Source organism: Streptococcus oralis subsp. tigurinus (assembly GCF_002093545.1).
In the GTDB taxonomy this organism is placed as follows: Bacteria; Bacillota; Bacilli; order Lactobacillales; family Streptococcaceae; genus Streptococcus; species Streptococcus oralis_C.
In genome coordinates this window covers 240,853-257,893 of record NZ_LNVF01000001.1, presented here as the reverse complement: position 1 = coordinate 257,893, position 17,041 = coordinate 240,853, and the positions used below count along the sequence as shown (strand labels likewise).

Below are 17,041 nucleotides of genomic sequence, written 5' to 3'. Positions count from 1 at the left end.
GCTATTCTATTTATCTTAGTAGACTGTTTTTTCAGTTTCTACATCAAAGAAGTGTGCTTTGTTCAAGTCAAATCCAAGTTCAACTGTTGCACCTGTTTGCAAGTAGTCACGAGCATCCACTTTGGCAACAAACTCATCTTTACCAACTTGGCAGTAAAGGTGAGATTCTGAACCAAGCAATTCTGATACAGAGATGGTTGCTTTAACCACTGATTCTGGGAATGTTTCAAGGAAAGCAGGTTCTGCATTCACATCTTCTGGACGAATACCGAAGATCAAGTCTTTTCCTTCGTAGCCTTTGTCACGAAGCACTTTCAAAGCACCTTCTGGAACTTTCAAGCGGAAACCATCAGAAACAATTTCATTGCCTTCTAATTTCACATTGATGAAGTTCATAGCTGGGCTTCCGATAAATCCTGCTACGAACTTGTTAACTGGGTTTTTGTAAACTTCTTGAGGAGTACCGATTTGTTCTACACGTCCGATAGTACCTGTACCAGCAGGGTTTTTAGTTGCTGACATGATAACGATACGGTCAGCAAGTGTCATCGCTTCTGTTTGGTCGTGGGTTACGTAGATAGTTGTAGCTCCGATACGACGGTGAATCTTCGCAATTTCAGCACGCATAGATACACGAAGTTTGGCATCCAAGTTTGACAAAGGTTCGTCCATCAAGAACACTTTTGCATCACGGACGATGGCACGACCCATGGCAACACGTTGACGTTGACCACCTGAGAGGTCAGCAGGTTTACGATCCAAGAATTCTTTCAAACCAAGGATTGCTGCTGCTTCTTGTACACGTTTGTCGATGTCTTCCTTGCTGTATTTACGCAATTTCAAACCGAAAGCCATGTTGTCATATACAGTCATGTGTGGGTAAAGAGCGTAGTTTTGGAATACCATGGCGATGTCACGGTCTTTTGGAGCTACGTCGTTGACAACCACGCCATCGATAGATGCAGTACCTTCTGTGATGTCTTCAAGACCAGCAATCATACGAAGAGTCGTTGATTTACCACATCCTGAAGGACCTACGAAAACGATAAATTCTTTGTCTTTGATGTCCAAGTTGAAGTCTTCAACTGAGTAGTGTTCGCTGTTTGGATATTTTTTGTAAATGTTTTTAAGATTTAATTCTACCATCGAGGTGAACTCCTTTTGTCTTTTGATAGTTTTATTATAGATGAAAACGCTTTACTTTTCTATGGCAAGGTGACCAAAAAAACAAAAAAGTTCTGTGCAACTTGCACAAAACTTTAGAGAATATCTGGTAAAATCAACTGATAACAAAGGGTGAGATCCGTCAACTCCTTCAACTGAAGCCCTGTCAATTCTTCCCATCTATCAATCTTGTATTGGAGAGAGTTGCGGTGCAGATAGAGTTGCTGGGCTGTTTTAGTTAGGACAGCACTATTTTCCCAAAGGGAGAGAATGATTTCCTGAATCTGGTCCTGATCCAAAATCATCTGGTGCAAGCATTCTTTAATGACTCTCAGGTCCACTAGTCTTTCTCCCATACTCCAAAGATAGAGCTGTGAAAAGGTATGAACACCTTGATGCCCCTGACGCCACCATGTCTTAAACAAATCTCGCTCTGCTTTGATTAAGTCTGATAGGGCTTGATGGCCTGTCTGAGACCAAACCTGCCCCAACATGATAGACAGACGAAGACCAAAGTCATACTCTACCGCTTCAATCGTATCAGATAAGATTGAACGTACAGAAGTGTACTTATCTTGTTGCAGCACGAAAACATAATCCTGAGCTCCAACCTGCAGCACCGTCTGACAGTTGGGAAAAAGAGTCCGCATCATATCCAGCCAAGAGGCCAGATTTTCCTGTTGGTAATAAGACAGATGGAAATAAACCAATTGAATCTTTTTGAAAGCTTGCGGTGCCTGCCCCTTTCCCTCAATCAGATAGGGATACCAAGGATTGAGCGAACGAGCCTGCTCCTGCTGGGTCAAAAGGGCAACCAGCTGCTTTTCACGCTCGCTGAGCCCAGCTTCCTCTAGTAAAATCCACTGCTGAGAGGCTAAAGGAAGAGTAAGATAGCCTGGTCTCTCAATCGGCTGATCTGAAATCTGAGCTTCAGGAAACCAGTCTTGTAATTCCTTTGCAATCATATTCTAGCCCTCCACTTTTTGGATGCACCAAGCAATTAAGGTTTCTAGCCGCTCCAGGTTTTCAGTCAAATGGAGATAGCCCATCACCGCTTCAAATCCCGTGGACATACGGTAAGTCACCACATCAGCATTTTTAGCCTTTGTGTGACTATTGGTATTGCGACCTCGTTTGTAGATTTCTTCTTCTTTTTCCGTCAAGACTTGCTCCTCCAACATGAGGGCAATCAGGCGAGCTTGAGCCCTAGCTGACACATACTTGGTCGCCTCTTGGTGGAGTTTATTGGGTTTGGTCATGCCTTTGAGGATGAGGTGGCGGCGAATATACATAGAATACACTGCATCTCCCTCAAAAGCCAGCGCAATCCCGTTAATGAGATTGACATCAATCACGAGTCCACCTCACTCCATCCTTGGTGTCAAGGAGCTTAATTCCTTGAGCCGCCAATTGGTCACGGATTTGGTCCGCTGTCGCAAAGTCACGATTAGCACGCGCTTCTTGACGTTTTTGGATCAGGGCTTCAATGTCTGCATCTAAAACTTCCTCGACAAAGACAATCCCAAAGACTTCTAACATATCCGCAAAAGCTTGCTTGACACTTGCATCATAGTTTCCTGAGTTAATCCATTTGGCCATTTCAAAGATGACTGTGATACCATTGGCAGAGTTAAAGTCCTCATCCATAGCTGCTATAAACTTTTCTTTAAAGTCCTGTAACTCTTGAGCATCTACAGTCCCAGAAAATAGTTGCTCGTAAGTGTTCTTCAGATATTTGAGATTGGTCTCTGCATCACGCACTGCCTTTTCAGTAAAGTTGATTGGTTTACGGTAATGCTGAGTCGCAAAGAAGAAACGCAACACTTGCCCATCAAGAGTTTTAAGGGCATCGTGTACGGTTATAAAGTTGCCCAAGGACTTAGACATCTTGACATTGTCGATATTGACAAAGCCATTATGCATCCAGTAGTTCGCAAAAGTCTTGCCTGTTTTGGCTTCTGACTGGGCAATTTCGTTGGTATGATGCGGAAACTCAAGGTCGGCTCCACCACCGTGAATATCAATGGTATCGCCCAAAATCTCTGTCGACATGACCGAACACTCGATGTGCCAACCCGGACGACCAGGTCCCCAAGGACTGTCCCAAGAAATCTCGCCTGATTTGGTAGCTTTCCATAGAGCAAAGTCTACAGGATTTTCCTTGCGAGCCGTTTCTTCATCGGTACGACCTGATGCACCTAGCTCCAAATCTTCCAAGGTTTTATTGGCCAACTTAGCATAGTTGTGGGATTTTTCCACACGGAAGTAAACATCCCCTTGACTCTCATAGGCAAAGCCTTTCTCGATCAAGTCTTCCACAAAACGAATGATATCAGCCATAAACTCTACTACACGTGGATGGCGAGTCGCAGGTTTGACGCCCAAGGCTGTCACATCCTCACGAAAGGCAGCGATGTACTTGTCCGCAACCTCCTGAGGCGTAATGTCTTCTTCCTTAGCACGGTTGATAATCTTATCATCCACATCCGTAAAATTGGAAATATAGGCAACTTCGTAGCCACGATATTCAAAGTAGCGACGAATGGTATCAAAGGCTACCGTTGAACGAGCATTCCCAACGTGGATATAGTTGTACACGGTTGGCCCACAGACATACATCTTAACCTTGCCGTCCTCAATAGGTACAAATTCTCGCAAATCACGAGACATGGTGTCATAGATTTTAATCACTCACTGTCTCCTTTCTGTTTCTTGTTTATCGTAAAGAGTCATTTCAATCCAACTCTCTAGCAATTACTAAGGCTATCTCAAAGAAAGTCATAGCATCTGCTTTTCTTTCTTCATGTCTTGCATCCCACTCATGATTGTGATGGTCAACATAATCAGCCGTATAAAAAAATTGATAGACTTTTGCTTGTCGAAATTGTGTCCAAGCCATGATTGCAGAAGCTTCCATATCCACAACAGTCGCACCTGCTGCTAATCTACGTTTGACCTTATCGGCTGTTTCACGATAGAAAGCATCTGTGGTCCAAATCTTTGTTCGAATGTGCTCAATGCAAGATTTGTTCAAAGTTTCTTCCATGGTTAAAAGCAAAGTTTCGTCATAAGCTATCTCATCACTTGCAGGAGCGTAATGGTAACTTGTACCTTCATCACGTAGAGCTGAACTTGGTAGGATAATCTTATCTGCCTGAATAGACTGATCTAGAACTCCGCAAGAACCCAACACAATAAAGTTCTTAAATCCTCTTGCTTTGAGTTCTTCTAAGAGTCCAACAACCATCGGGGCTCCAATCGTAGCTATAGCAACTGCTACCTTACTCCCATCTTTTTCATAGATATACCATGGAAGTCTGCCATTTAGATTGGTTAGATAGCCACCTTCGTAAACATCTTCAAACTTCTTTACTCGTTCAACGATTTCTCCATTAAAAGATAAAATAATCGTGTCACAGATTTCTCCACTACCACAAATACTTCGATCAGTTGGTTCGATAACAGCAGGTACATTTTCGAATTCTTCTAATAGCATTTTTCTACTCTTTCTCATTCAGATAAACTACCTGTGTCTGTTTGACAAAGCCGATTTTTTCATACAAGCGCTTGGCACCTACGTTGCTGTCCTCTACTGCAATCTGAAATTCCTTATCATTTTGCTCAATCAGTTGGTTGACTAGGGATTTTGCTAAGTAGCTTCCATAGCCTTTGCCACGTTCAGGTTCCGATATTGCCAAACCATAGAGGTAATTCGTATTAGTCGATAAATCTACCGTGCAAGTTCCAATAACCTGACCGTTTTTTAATAAAATATATAGGCGACTTTCTGGATCTTTTAGAGCTTCAGCAACATATCTATCCGCAACTTCTCTCGATTCATGCTCCTCTGAAAATGCCTGAAATTTTAACTGACTAATTTGCTCCTGATATGAACTATCTGCTAACAAAACTTCAAGATTGGAAAGTTTTGCTAACGGATAAGGTCTTCTATCCTTACCTAACCAGATTTCTGTATTTTCATCCTCGACCAATCCCCAGTTGCTGACAAAATCAGGATGACGCTCTAGAAAAATACGTTCTGTCTGAAAAGTAACTGAACGAATAGGAAAAGAAGCCGTTTCTTTCTCAAAACTCGTAAACAAAGCACGCGCAATTCCCTGACGGCGATGATTTGGATGAACCAGTATCGTCACTTCCACATCTTGGTCATCAGCATAGACAGTTAATAGACCAACAAGTTCGCCTTTTTCATAATAAAGGAAAAAGGCGGGCATGTTGGGGTCAAAATTAAGCATATTAGAAAGATAGGGATCACGATAAGTTCCATCATAGGCTTGGCAACAGTCAATTAGTTTTTTCGCTTCAAATAACTCTTCTTGGCTCAACTTATTTCTTGCTTGAATCATATAGGTATCCTCTACAAACCAGACGATCTGTGGCTGGCTTCTTTAGCCTGCTCGAGTTTATTGACGTAGTACTCCCGTTTTTCTTCGACTTCGTGAATGACCGGCTCATCCTTCTGTCCATGAACTCGGACGATCTTAGCCGGAATACCGACAACTGTTACATCACTAGGTACGTCTGCCACGACTACTGCAGCTGCACCAACCTTGGCATTTTCACCGATTTCTACCGGTCCGATGACTTGGGCATGGGCTGATATGAGAGCTCCTTTACGCACAGTCGGATGGCGTTTGCCAACATCCTTCCCTGTTCCACCAAGAGTCACTCCGTGATAGAGAAGAACGCCTTTTTCAACAATCGCTGTCTCTCCAATTACCAATCCTGAACCGTGGTCGATAAAAACACCTGAGTCAATCTGGGCACCCGGATGAATCTCGATTTGGGTCCAAAAACGCCAAAACTGACTGTGCATCCGAGCCAGGAGTTTGAAGCCGTGCTTCCAGAGAAAATGCGAGAGACGGTGGGCAGCTAAGGCCTTGACACCTGGATAGGTCAGTAGGACCTCCAAACTGTTGCGTGCCGCTGGATCATTTTCTTTTACAATATCAATGGTTTCGCGCCACCATCCCATACATTTCTCCTTTTCTTATTCTGAATCTTTTGGTGTTTCTGTAACTTCTTTCTTAAGTTTGTGGTCCTTGTGATGACGTGGACGGTGAGGTCGCTCAGACTTTTCGCCCTTTTCATCATGCTCAGATTTTGGAGGACGAGGAAGAAGAGCTTTCATAGAGGCATCGATACGGCCTTTTTCATCAATCTTGATAACCTTAACATCGACTTCATCGCCGATAGCTACCAAGTCTTCCACACGGTTGGTACGAGTCCAAGCCATTTCCGAAATGTGCACAAGTGCATCTGTCTTATCAAAGAGGTTGACAAAGGCACCAAATTTCTCGATACGAACAACCTTAGCATGGTAAACTTCATCCACTTTGGCTTCGCGAACCAAGCCAGCGATGATTTCTTTGGTACGGTTAATGGCATCTTGGTCGCTAGAGTAGATAGATACATTTCCTTCTTCATCGATATCAATCTTAACGCCTGTTTCAGCAATGATCTTATCGATGGTTTCTCCACCCTTACCGATGACAATCTTAATCTTGTCCACATCAATCTTGATGGTATCAATTTTCGGTGCAGTTGGAGCCAATTCTGGACGAACTTCTGGAATGGTTGCTTCAATCACATCAAGGATTTCAAAACGAGCTTTCTTGGCTTGAGCAAGGGCCTCAGTCAAGATTTCTGCAGTAATTCCTTGGATCTTGATATCCATTTGGAGAGCTGTAATCCCGTCACGAGTACCTGCAACCTTGAAGTCCATATCTCCAAAGTGGTCTTCCAAACCTTGGATATCTGTCAATACTGTGTAGTTATTTCCATCTGAGATGAGCCCCATAGCAATCCCTGCCACTGGCGCCTTGATTGGCACACCACCAGCCATAAGAGCAAGAGTTCCCGCACAGATAGAGGCTTGAGAAGATGAACCGTTTGATTCTAATACTTCAGCTACCAAGCGGATCGCGTATGGAAATTCTTCCAAACTAGGCAAGACTTGAGCAAGGGCACGTTCACCGAGAGCCCCATGACCAATTTCACGACGACCAGGCGCACCGTAACGACCAGTTTCCCCTACTGAGTATTGAGGGAAGTTATAGTGGTGCATAAAGCGTTTCTTGTACTCTGGATCCAAACCATCGATGATTTGAGTTTCTCCCATCGGAGCCAAGGTCAAGACTGAAAGAGCTTGAGTTTGTCCACGAGTGAAAAGACCGGAACCATGTACACGAGGAAGATAGTCAACCTGCGCATCTAAAGGACGGATTTCATCGACCTTACGACCGTCAGGACGTACCTTATCTTCTGTAATCAAACGGCGCACTTCAGCATGTTCCATTTGTTCCAAGATTTCAGCCACATCACGCATGATACGGTCAAACTCTTCATGGTCTGCATATTTTTCTTCGTAAACAGCAGTCACTTGGTCTTTAACTGCTTGAGTTGCAGCTTCACGAGCCAATTTTTCTTCTACTTGAACCGCTTTTTGAAGGTCACTGTTATAGGCTGCGACGATTTCAGCTTGCAAGTCCGCATCCACATGAAGCAATTCCACTTCTGCTTTTTCCTTACCAACCACAGCGACGATTTCTTCTTGGAAGGCAATCAATTCTTTGACTGCTTCGTGCCCTTTGAGAAGGGCTTCCAACATGATTTCTTCTGACAATTCTTTGGCACCAGACTCTACCATGTTGATAGCGTGCTTGGTACCAGCTACTGTCAATTCAAGCAGCGAGCGTTCTGCTTGTTCTTGACTAGGGTTGATGATAATCTCACCATCTACATAACCTACTTGTACCCCAGCAATTGGTCCGTCAAACGGAATATCTGAGATAGAAAGCGCCAAAGATGAACCGAACATGGCTGCCATTGGAGCAGAGGCATTTTCATCATAAGAAAGGACCGTATTAATCACTTGCACTTCGTTACGGAAACCTTCCGCAAACATCGGACGGATTGGACGGTCAATCAAACGCGCTGTCAAAGTCGCATCTGTTGAAGGACGTCCCTCACGTTTCATAAAGCCACCAGGAAACTTCCCAGCCGCATACATTTTTTCTTCGTAGTTGACTTGAAGAGGGAAGAAATCCCCAGTTGCCATTTTCTTAGACATAACGGCAGCAGTCAAGACAGTTGACTCACCGTAACGCACAACAACAGAGCCATTTGCTTGCTTAGCAACCTGGCCAGTCTCTACAATTAACTCACGACCCGCAAAAGTCGTTTGAAACACTTGTTTTGTCATTTTAATCCCCTTTGGATTGATGAAATTATACGCCTTGCCTACAAAGATCAAGATACTAAGGTCGCAAAAAGCAAAGTAAAAATAGGAAACTGGCGAAGTCTTCGATGAAGACAAGACAGTTTATCTTTTTTACACAGCTTTTCGGCCGGGTTCAATTACACAAGATACTAAGCCGTTAAGCAACTCAAAGGAAAATAGGAAATCGAACGACGGAGCGACTGCTCCTAGGTAGATTTATCTTTTTCCACAGAGTTGTAGGCGTGTTCAGTTACACAGGATACAAATCATTAGAAAGGTTTGATGCTAAAGCATCTAATCCTTTCACGCTAATCGCTATTAGGCGATTAGCTAAATGCTTTACTAACTCTCTCGTCAAATAACATCGATTTGACTCGTTCGTGTCGCTCAAACTAAATACTGAAAAGAACAAATTATGAAAAAATTTCTATCATAAAATTGAGAATCGACAAAGCCTTTAAAACTTAAATACCCTCATCTTTGTATCAAGTACGTACAGAGTCTATTTTATCATATTTTTCTTAAAAAGTGCGGGCTTTTCTATTAAAAAGGAACCATTCCCCTCACCTGAGAAGAATGGTTTGCTTTTTATTATCCTAAAGACTGATGATTAAACAAGGCATGGGTTGCTTGGTGGATGTATTTTGCTGTTTCAGCATTGTTCATGGTGTAGAGATGCACACCTGCGACATCCTGGGTTACCAAGTCCACGATTTGATCCACTGCATAGGCAAGTCCTGCTGCTCTGAGCGACTCAGGATCGTGCTCATATTTGTCCAAGATAGCCTTAAATTTACGTGGAAGGTGGATATTCTCACAAGTTTTCAAGAGACGAAGGGCTTGATTACGGTTCAGAATTGGCATAATCCCCGCATGAATAGGAACATCAATCCCTGCCAAGGTACACTTGTCTTGGAAATCATAGAAACGCTCATTGTCAAAGAAAAGCTGCGTTACAAGGCTTGAACAGCCTGCATCTACTTTCTTCTTGAGATTTTGGATATCTGAGATCTGGTTTGGCGAGTCAGGGTGTCCCTCTGGATAGCAAGCACCAACAATATCAAAGTGAGGGGCTTGTTCCTTGATGAACTCGATCAAGTCCGTTGCATAGCGGAAATCCTTTTGTGGTTCCACATCAGGGATAATATCCCCACGCAAGGCCAAGATTTTCTGTACCCCAACCTTATCCAAGTCCGCAATGGTTTCAGCAACCTTTTCCTTGGTCAGATAGATAGCTGGCAAGTGGGCAATGGTTGGAATCGCCAAGTCATTCTGGATAAAGTCAGCCAAACGAACCGTTGTTTCCTTGATATTAAATTTATTATTGCTGGCGGTCACACTGATAAAGTGCGGTGTCAGCTCCCGCATATCCTGCAAGGCTGAAATAATTTTATCATTACCCACAGCTGGGTTTGGAGGGAACACTTCAAATGAAAGTGATGGCGTTTGGCGTGACATAGTCCTTATCCTTTTCTTTTTGATTTCATGATTGCTGAGCAGCTAGGGCCAAGCAGTCCCTTGATCAGTCAGTATCAAGCGAGAAATCCTATCTTACAATTTCTCACGCGCAGCTTTAGCTGCTTCTACAAGGCGGATCAAGCTTTCTTTTGTTTCTGGAATACCACGTGTTTTCAAACCACAGTCAGGGTTGATCCAAACTTTCTTGCTTGGAACTTTAGCAAGAATAGCATCGATTGTGTGGTCGATTTCGCCTTCGTTTGGCACACGAGGAGAGTGGATATCGTAAACCCCAGGTCCCACTTCTGTTTGGAAGTTTTTCGCTTTGAGTTCGTCCAAGATTTCAAGGTTTGAACGGCTTGCTTCAAAGGAAATAACGTCCGCATCCATGTTGTCAATAGCTGGGATAATATCTGTAAATTCTGAGTAACACATGTGAGTGTGGATTTGTGTGTCTGGCGCTACTGTAGAGTGTACCAAGCGGAAGGCTGGAATTGCCCAGTCAAGGTAGTCTTCGTACCAGTCGCTACGACGGAGTGGCAATTTCTCACGAAGAGCAGCCTCATCGATTTGGATGATTTTCACGCCTGCGGCTTCAAGGTCAAGAACTTCATCCTTGATAGCAAGGGCGATTTGAAGAGTCGAATCCTTAATAGAGATGTCTTCACGTGGGAATGACCAGTTAAGGATGGTAACAGGTCCAGTCAACATACCTTTGACAGGTTTGTCTGTACGGCTTTGTGCGTAGCTAGACCATTTGACAGTGATTGGGTTGAGACGAGTGACATCGCCCCAGATGATTGGTGGTTTCACCCCACGCATACCGTATGATTGTACCCAACCATTCTTAGAGAAGAGGTAACCTGACAAGTTTTGACCGAAGTACTCAACCATGTCATTACGCTCGAACTCACCGTGTACAAGCACGTCAAATCCAACTTCTTCTTGCCATTTGATCCATTCATCGATGGTTTCAGCAAGGAAGGCATCGTATTCTTCTTGAGTCAATTCACCCTTACGGAAGGCCAAACGTTTGGCACGGACTTCCTTGGTTTGAGGGAATGAACCGATGGTTGTTGTTGGAAGAGCTGGAAGTTTGAAAGCCTCTTCTTGGATAGCTTCACGTTCTGCAAAGGCTGGCAAACGAGTGTAGTCAGCGTCTGTCAATCCAGCGATGCGTGCACGAAGTTCCGCATTTACACCCACACGCTCAGTCGCAAAGAGCTCTTTGTTAGCTGCAAGAGCTTCTGCACCTTGACCGTTGCGGATAGCATCCAAGTCACGAAGTTCTTCCAATTTTTCAACCGCAAAGGCAAAGTGGTTCAAGATAACTGGCTCAAATTCTTCGTTAGCAGTTGTAAATGGCACATGAAGAAGTGAGCATGAGCTTGTCAATACAATATTTTCAGCTGGGATTTGCTCAAGAACAGCCAAGCTCTTTTCGTAGTTGTTGCGCCAAATGTTCTTACCATTGACAATACCTGCATAAAGAGTCTTGTCAGCTGGGAAGCCACCTTTAACGAGTTCAAGTGTTTTCTTACCTTCAACGAAGTCAAGACCGATGGCATCAACTGGCAAGTTTACAAGATCAGTGTAGACATCACGAACATCACCAAAATAAGTTTGAAGCAAGACTTCAAGACCTTTTTTATCAGCCAAAAGTTTGTTGTAGAGGTTCAAGAAGAGAGCTTTTTCTTCAGCTGTCAAATCTTTGACAAGAGCCGCTTCGTCCAACTGGATGCGAGTCGCACCAAGTTCAGCCAATTTTGCAAAAACTTCTTGGTAGGCAGCTACTAAGCTATCTACGAAGTCTTCTGCTTTTACGCCTTCTTCAAAGTCTGACAATTGGAGGAAAGTGAATGGACCTACAAGAACAGGACGAGTGTTGAGACCAAGTTCTTTGGCTTCTTGGAACTCATCAAAAATCTTGTGACCAGCCAATTTGACTTGAGTGTCTTTTTCAAATTTAGGAACGATGTAGTGGTAGTTGGTGTTGAACCATTTCTTCATTGGAAGGGCGCGCACATCCCCTTTTTCACCTTGGTAACCACGCGCCAAAGCAAAGTAGCGCTCAAGGTCAGACAAGTCCAAGTTTTGAACAGAAGCTGGCACCACGTTGAAGAGGAAAGCTGCATCTAGGAAGTTGTCATAGTGAGAAAAGTCGTTTGATGGGATTTCAGTGATGCCTTTTTCTTTGACGATGTTCCAGTGTTTCGCGCGCAATTCTTTTGCTGCTGCAAGGAGTTCTTCTTCTGAGATTTCTTTTCTAAAATATTTTTCAGTTGTAAATTTTAATTCGCGGAATTCGCCCAAACGAGGGAAACCGATGATTGTAGTTGACATGATGTGTCCTCCAAAATTTGTTGTTGAAACTATCTTAACAGAAAAGAAAGCGCCTGTATAATTGTAAAAAATTAGGCTTTGATATAGTTTGAAACTATACCATTCTTTTAGACAAAAGAAAAGGACTTGAGAACAGTGCCTCAAATCCTTTGTATAGCTTGCTTTATGATATTTTTTAGTTAAAATACTCAAACTAGCTATTGGCAATTCTTATAAGTGACTATGGCTTGTTATTAGAAAAGACTATAGGTCAATTTAATCAATTTTTTTCCTGTTCAAGTGAGACGACTGCTAGTGTCTTGCCTAAACTGGCTAAAACTTTCAAAACCGTATCCAACTGAGGACTAGTCTTTCCTGTCTCCATCCTAGCTATGACGGGCTGACTTACTCCACTAAGTTCTTCTAGCTTTTTTTGACTGATTCCTTGCTCATGTCTAGCCTCAATCAACTCACTCATGATAGCCACTCGCATATCACTTTCAAGGATTTCCTCCTTAGTAAAAAGTTCTGACCGGACATCCTTCCAATTACTTCCAATGGCACTATTCTTCATCACTTAACCCTCTTTCTTTTAAGTCCTTCAGTTCACGCTTGGCTTTTTAAATAAATTATAACTCAAAAGTTATTAAAAGTAAATTCTAATACCCATAAAAAGAAGACCTTAGAATCATTCTAAAGGTCTCATTTTTATTATTCGAAAAAATTACGAGAAGAGTTATAATGTGGAGCCAATCCTGACTCTTACTCCAGCTCAATCCCTTTCTCACGAAGATTAGCCAGACAATCTTCATAGTATTCTGCGTCATGCTCACTATAGATGGGATTGTCCAACTTTTCCTCAGGCAAGTCTTGATAAGGATAACAGGTCTTTCCACGGTAGTTCTTATCCAGCCATTCTGGACTGACATTGTAGCCACGGTTAGCCATCTCCTCCATGATCAAGCGATGATAGGCATAGAGACGATAGGGCGAGTGAGTAAAGACATAATCAACCGTCGCATGCTTTCTGCCCCAGCCATTGCCACGTAGGGCGCAACATTCTCGATGCTGCCCCAAGAGTTGAGGACGGGGAAGTTGTGAAATCAAAGCCTCATGCCAAAGTCTCATGGGCGTCTCCTTTCAGTAATGTCGAATGTTGCAAGTAGGTATTTGGATAGCGATCAAGCAAGTCTCGAGACTTAGCAATCAAGTCTTCCTTAGAAGCCTGACCAAAGCGATAGCGATCCAGCAAAAGCATATAGTCTTTGCGCTCAACATCTGTCGCTTTCTTTTTGAAATAACCCCAAATATGCTGGAAGGCATTGCATACTTGACCTCTATGCTCAGGGATTTTGCAAGCACGGTCGATTAGTTCTTGAACATGACTTACCTCCACCTGCTCATTCTTCAAGTATTGGCGAATCTCATTGTAAATATTGCTGGAATGGCTCAAAACGAGGTATTTGTTTCTAGCCCAGAGTTGCTGACACTGGGATTTTTGGTTAATTTGTTCCATGTTTCTCCTTACTTTCTATCCGTTTCCAGGAAACATGGAAACAAAGTTGTATCCTAAAAATGAGCGAATTATGAGCGGAATAAAGAAATAATAATTACTAACCGTATGAAGCTTTTTTCATCTTCTACAAATTTCCATAGTTTCAAGAAACAAAGTAATAATTTTCTTTTAGTTCTCTGAAACGGTCAAAACTGAGAATGCCCTCATTTTGTAGTCTACCCAAAACGACGCTAGGATGAATATCTATCTCCTCAGAAAAGCGGAGAATATCAGACTTCGCAAAGTTCCCTTTTTTGACAAAAACTTGATAGTCTTCTGGTCTAATCAAGAAATCTTTTGCAAACTGGTCAGCCTCTTCCTCAGAACGTCGGTAAGATTCGCTATTTCCATCATCTGATGAAAAATCGTTCTGTAAAATATGCCCAATCTCATGAAATAGTGAGAACCAGAAAATGTCTGACGCTTTGTTTCGATCCGTCAGTAAAAGCAAGGCACTACCGTTACTGAATTTTTTAGTCGCTCCATTCAGATTAGCATTTGGTAACACAGGTAAACCTACTAGGACAATACCACAGTCTAATAAGATATCGTACAAACGTTGAGGAAAGGCTTCTGGGTCCTGCCTGGTCAACTCTCTCAAGGCAGGCAAGCTTTTCTCTAACTTTTTACGATTGAGCTTGGTAGTTGTTGTATCACGTGCTTTTTTAGACGCCAACTCCAACATAATATTGGAGTTCACTATACTTTTAGTCGTGAACTCACGCGTATTCCGATAGCTGACTAGATGGTTAAAATGTGTAAGGTTTTCTAAACTTGCAACACCTAGAATCTTGCGAAGTTCGATAATCTTTTCCTTCAAGCTATAGCGTTTGTCTGACACATAGCCTTCTTCCTTAAAATACTTGAAATCAATCATTTTACAGATTTCTTTCTCGCTACCTTCTTCAAGCTCTCTTTCCTCTGCAATCTCAGCCACTTTTACATCATAAGTATTTTGAAGATTGAGCCAAGTTTGCATGGAAACTCCGCTTAACTTGGCTAACTTATGAGCCGTCTCTTTACTGATGGACTCCTCCGCATTGACAAGCTTGCTGACAGTCTTTGCTGAAACTCCCAAACGCTCCGCAAATTCTTTCTGAGTTACGTTATAATCTTCAATCAACTCTTCAACATACTGACCTGGATGAAAAGCAATCAGGTCTTTGTACTCAACAATTTTATTACTCATAGTGATTGCTGACCTCCTCTATTTTTAGGATTTCGATTTCAATGGGACTGGAAAATACCTTTTCTAGATCCTCTTCCCGAAAACCCACAATCAACCGATAGGAACTCCTTCGACCATCTATATCCAAAGCAAACTGTCCTTGTCTCTTTCCCTTGAGTTGGTGAAAGTGATACTTAGGAAATGCTGTCACACTAGCCAAAGAATCCGCTGCTTCCAAAAAAGTAATCAACTGATGCAATTTTACAGCAACCTTATCCGAAAAATCTTTTTTCGCTCTCCTCAGCTCTGTGCACTGCTTTTCAACAGTTTTGTTTGTATAGATAAGCTTCATAAATCCCTTTCCGTTAAATTAAATTACCTTTTAGGTAATTTAATTATACCATCTTTAGACAATAAAAACCAGCCAAAAGTTGATTTGGCTGGGATTAATTTGATAGAAAAATCTCTACTAATATAGATTTAAAAATCAATCAAAATACGGAAGTTCAATCTGGTTATTGAGAATTTTTTCTACTATCTGGTTATTTAGCAAAGCCACAAAAATTCTAATCTGGTTTCCTGAGACGGTAAGTTTATCATTTTCATATTTTGGAATATCTTCCAAAGTATATTTGTTATTTTCATCTTCAGCATGGTCTTTCAAATTATTTATAGCCAACAATAATTTCTCACCAGTTATTTGATTAATCATTTTGTTACCATGACCACTATAAAATGATAGTGATTTAGATAAAGCCTCATTATCAGTAACAACATTCATTATTGAATCAATATTATCAATTTGAACTACAATTTTATCAGTTGTTAACAAAAATTTATTTTGATCACTGCTGTTAAATCGTTTTAAAACTTTTTTAGCATAGTCATTTATATGATCATAGAGTTGAAATTGCTTATCAACTCTAAAAGTATCATAAACATTAATCGAAATAGTGGTATTTTTTTTAGAAATCATACAAATAAAACTTGACATAGGTAATTCTATGCTATCTTTAATTTCATGAGTAATCATATCAATTCCATTATTAACACCAGTATGCTTCTTTAAGCCTAAAAATAATTTATCTTTCACCAGTAATTTATTTAAATTTAAAGGCGCAATTAAAATGATTTCTTCTTCATTCTCCAAATAATAATATAAAACAAGATTTGGCTTGAATCCATTTTGAGAATTTGAAAAATCAATATCATCAATACTCTTCAATCTGCGTTCTGGCTCTGAGTAATTAATATTAAAAAGCTCAACCAGTTTATAATAAGGACTTTCTATAGTCAATTTTTCTATTGAAAAACTCTTCGGATTATCAAAAGTTCCTAAATCACTTATTTCTTTTAATTTATCATTACTTGGAAATTTTATATTCTTCTGTATATTCTCTAATTCTTTATCTGCAGTATTTAAATACTTCACAACAATTTCATCTTCAATTACTTGAGCTAAAACAACTCTTTTTAAAATTTTACTCTCTTCCAATTTCCTCACCAACAATACCTAGATTACTATCTTTAACTCTTCCTAAATAAACAAAATTTATATTTTTACCTAATAATTTTTTTAAATCTTGTTTTTGAATAAATAGTAGTAAATCTTGATTATCTTTCTTTCCTACAACTAACGAATAACCAAAGAGCATTAGGGGAACATTAACAAATAGTTCATTTGAGTTCCAGAAAAAATAACCCAAAATTATTTGAATCAGTAAAACTCCAATAATTCCTGTTATAGGAGCTTCTGGAACTGAAATTGTCGTAACCACAGGTAATAAAACTCCTAAAATAAATTCCCTACTTCCATTATTATAAGAGTAGCCTAACCGGCCTTCTTCTGAGTTAATTCTCAAATAGCCCCTGCTCTCTGAAATCTTACGCTTTACATAGAATAATGAACTTAATGAGTACAAAGATAATATAATTAGAATAATGAAGGCTACCTTTTTTGTAGTTACTAATATTTGAAAATCAGGAAAAAATTTTCCATTTGTCTCTACATATTGAGCATACATAATTATAATTAAAAATAGGTAGCTTAATAAAAATGATGAGACAAAATATGCACGTTTGAATTTCCTACTGACATTATCATTAAACATTTAACTACCTCCTATTCCCT

General features: G+C 41.0%; 17 protein-coding genes. All 17 read right to left on the bottom strand.

Features of this window, described 5'->3' with window-relative positions:
- Positions 1–15 precede the first annotated feature (15 nt).
- On the bottom strand, positions 16–1,146 hold the full coding sequence (locus tag ATE34_RS01220) for an ABC transporter ATP-binding protein (RefSeq protein ID WP_084910736.1): 1,131 nt from the start codon (positions 1,144–1,146) through the stop codon (positions 16–18).
- Positions 1,147–1,259: 113 nt separating this feature from the next.
- Positions 1,260–2,129, bottom strand: a complete 870-nt coding sequence (locus ATE34_RS01215; protein WP_061597934.1) for a helix-turn-helix domain-containing protein — start codon at positions 2,127–2,129, stop codon at positions 1,260–1,262.
- Between the two features lie 3 nt (positions 2,130–2,132).
- Positions 2,133–2,519, bottom strand: coding sequence for a Mini-ribonuclease 3 (locus tag ATE34_RS01210; protein WP_061597935.1), 387 nt, complete (start codon positions 2,517–2,519; stop codon positions 2,133–2,135).
- The gene (gene cysS / locus ATE34_RS01205; RefSeq protein WP_084910735.1) at positions 2,512–3,855 is read right to left on the bottom strand and encodes a cysteine--tRNA ligase; all 1,344 of its coding nucleotides are present in this window, start codon (positions 3,853–3,855) and stop codon (positions 2,512–2,514) included. The genes ATE34_RS01210 and cysS overlap by 8 nt, the downstream gene beginning before the upstream one ends.
- Positions 3,856–3,898: 43 nt before the next feature.
- On the bottom strand, positions 3,899–4,660 hold the full coding sequence (locus tag ATE34_RS01200; RefSeq protein WP_084910733.1) for a nucleoside phosphorylase: 762 nt from the start codon (positions 4,658–4,660) through the stop codon (positions 3,899–3,901).
- A 4-nt stretch (positions 4,661–4,664) separates the two neighbouring features.
- Positions 4,665–5,531, bottom strand: a complete 867-nt coding sequence (locus ATE34_RS01195; protein ID WP_061597938.1) for a GNAT family N-acetyltransferase — start codon at positions 5,529–5,531, stop codon at positions 4,665–4,667.
- Between the two features lie 11 nt (positions 5,532–5,542).
- On the bottom strand, positions 5,543–6,160 hold the full coding sequence (cysE, locus tag ATE34_RS01190; RefSeq protein ID WP_061597939.1) for a serine O-acetyltransferase: 618 nt from the start codon (positions 6,158–6,160) through the stop codon (positions 5,543–5,545).
- Between the two features lie 15 nt (positions 6,161–6,175).
- The gene (gene pnp, locus ATE34_RS01185; RefSeq protein ID WP_061597940.1) at positions 6,176–8,389 is read right to left on the bottom strand and encodes a polyribonucleotide nucleotidyltransferase; all 2,214 of its coding nucleotides are present in this window, start codon (positions 8,387–8,389) and stop codon (positions 6,176–6,178) included.
- 609 nt (positions 8,390–8,998) lie between these two features.
- Positions 8,999–9,865 (bottom strand): methylenetetrahydrofolate reductase [NAD(P)H], encoded by an 867-nt coding sequence (metF, locus tag ATE34_RS01175; RefSeq protein ID WP_025168823.1) that lies wholly within the window; start codon positions 9,863–9,865, stop codon positions 8,999–9,001.
- 93 nt (positions 9,866–9,958) lie between these two features.
- Complete coding sequence (metE, locus tag ATE34_RS01170) at positions 9,959–12,208, bottom strand: 5-methyltetrahydropteroyltriglutamate--homocysteine S-methyltransferase (protein WP_061597941.1); 2,250 nt, start codon at positions 12,206–12,208, stop codon at positions 9,959–9,961.
- Positions 12,209–12,467: 259 nt separating this feature from the next.
- Positions 12,468–12,761: a helix-turn-helix domain-containing protein gene (locus ATE34_RS01165; RefSeq protein ID WP_061597942.1), complete on the bottom strand. Its 294-nt coding sequence runs from the start codon at positions 12,759–12,761 to the stop codon at positions 12,468–12,470.
- A 188-nt stretch (positions 12,762–12,949) separates the two neighbouring features.
- Positions 12,950–13,315, bottom strand: coding sequence for a TIGR02328 family protein (locus tag ATE34_RS01160; protein WP_061597943.1), 366 nt, complete (start codon positions 13,313–13,315; stop codon positions 12,950–12,952).
- Positions 13,299–13,703, bottom strand: coding sequence for a YbgA family protein (locus ATE34_RS01155; RefSeq protein WP_061597944.1), 405 nt, complete (start codon positions 13,701–13,703; stop codon positions 13,299–13,301). The genes ATE34_RS01160 and ATE34_RS01155 overlap by 17 nt, the downstream gene beginning before the upstream one ends.
- A gap of 142 nt (positions 13,704–13,845) precedes the next feature.
- Positions 13,846–14,931 carry a HigA family addiction module antitoxin gene (locus tag ATE34_RS01150; RefSeq protein WP_061597945.1) on the bottom strand — a complete coding sequence of 362 codons (1,086 nt, stop codon included), beginning with the start codon at positions 14,929–14,931 and terminating at the stop codon, positions 13,846–13,848.
- Positions 14,924–15,262, bottom strand: a complete 339-nt coding sequence (locus tag ATE34_RS01145; RefSeq protein ID WP_061597946.1) for a type II toxin-antitoxin system RelE/ParE family toxin — start codon at positions 15,260–15,262, stop codon at positions 14,924–14,926. Before ATE34_RS01145 ends, ATE34_RS01150 begins: the two co-directional genes overlap by 8 nt.
- A gap of 135 nt (positions 15,263–15,397) precedes the next feature.
- Positions 15,398–16,405 (bottom strand): hypothetical protein, encoded by a 1,008-nt coding sequence (locus tag ATE34_RS01140; RefSeq protein ID WP_084910731.1) that lies wholly within the window; start codon positions 16,403–16,405, stop codon positions 15,398–15,400.
- Positions 16,392–17,021, bottom strand: a complete 630-nt coding sequence (locus ATE34_RS01135; protein ID WP_061597948.1) for a hypothetical protein — start codon at positions 17,019–17,021, stop codon at positions 16,392–16,394. The genes ATE34_RS01140 and ATE34_RS01135 overlap by 14 nt, the downstream gene beginning before the upstream one ends.
- Positions 17,022–17,041 lie beyond the last annotated feature (20 nt).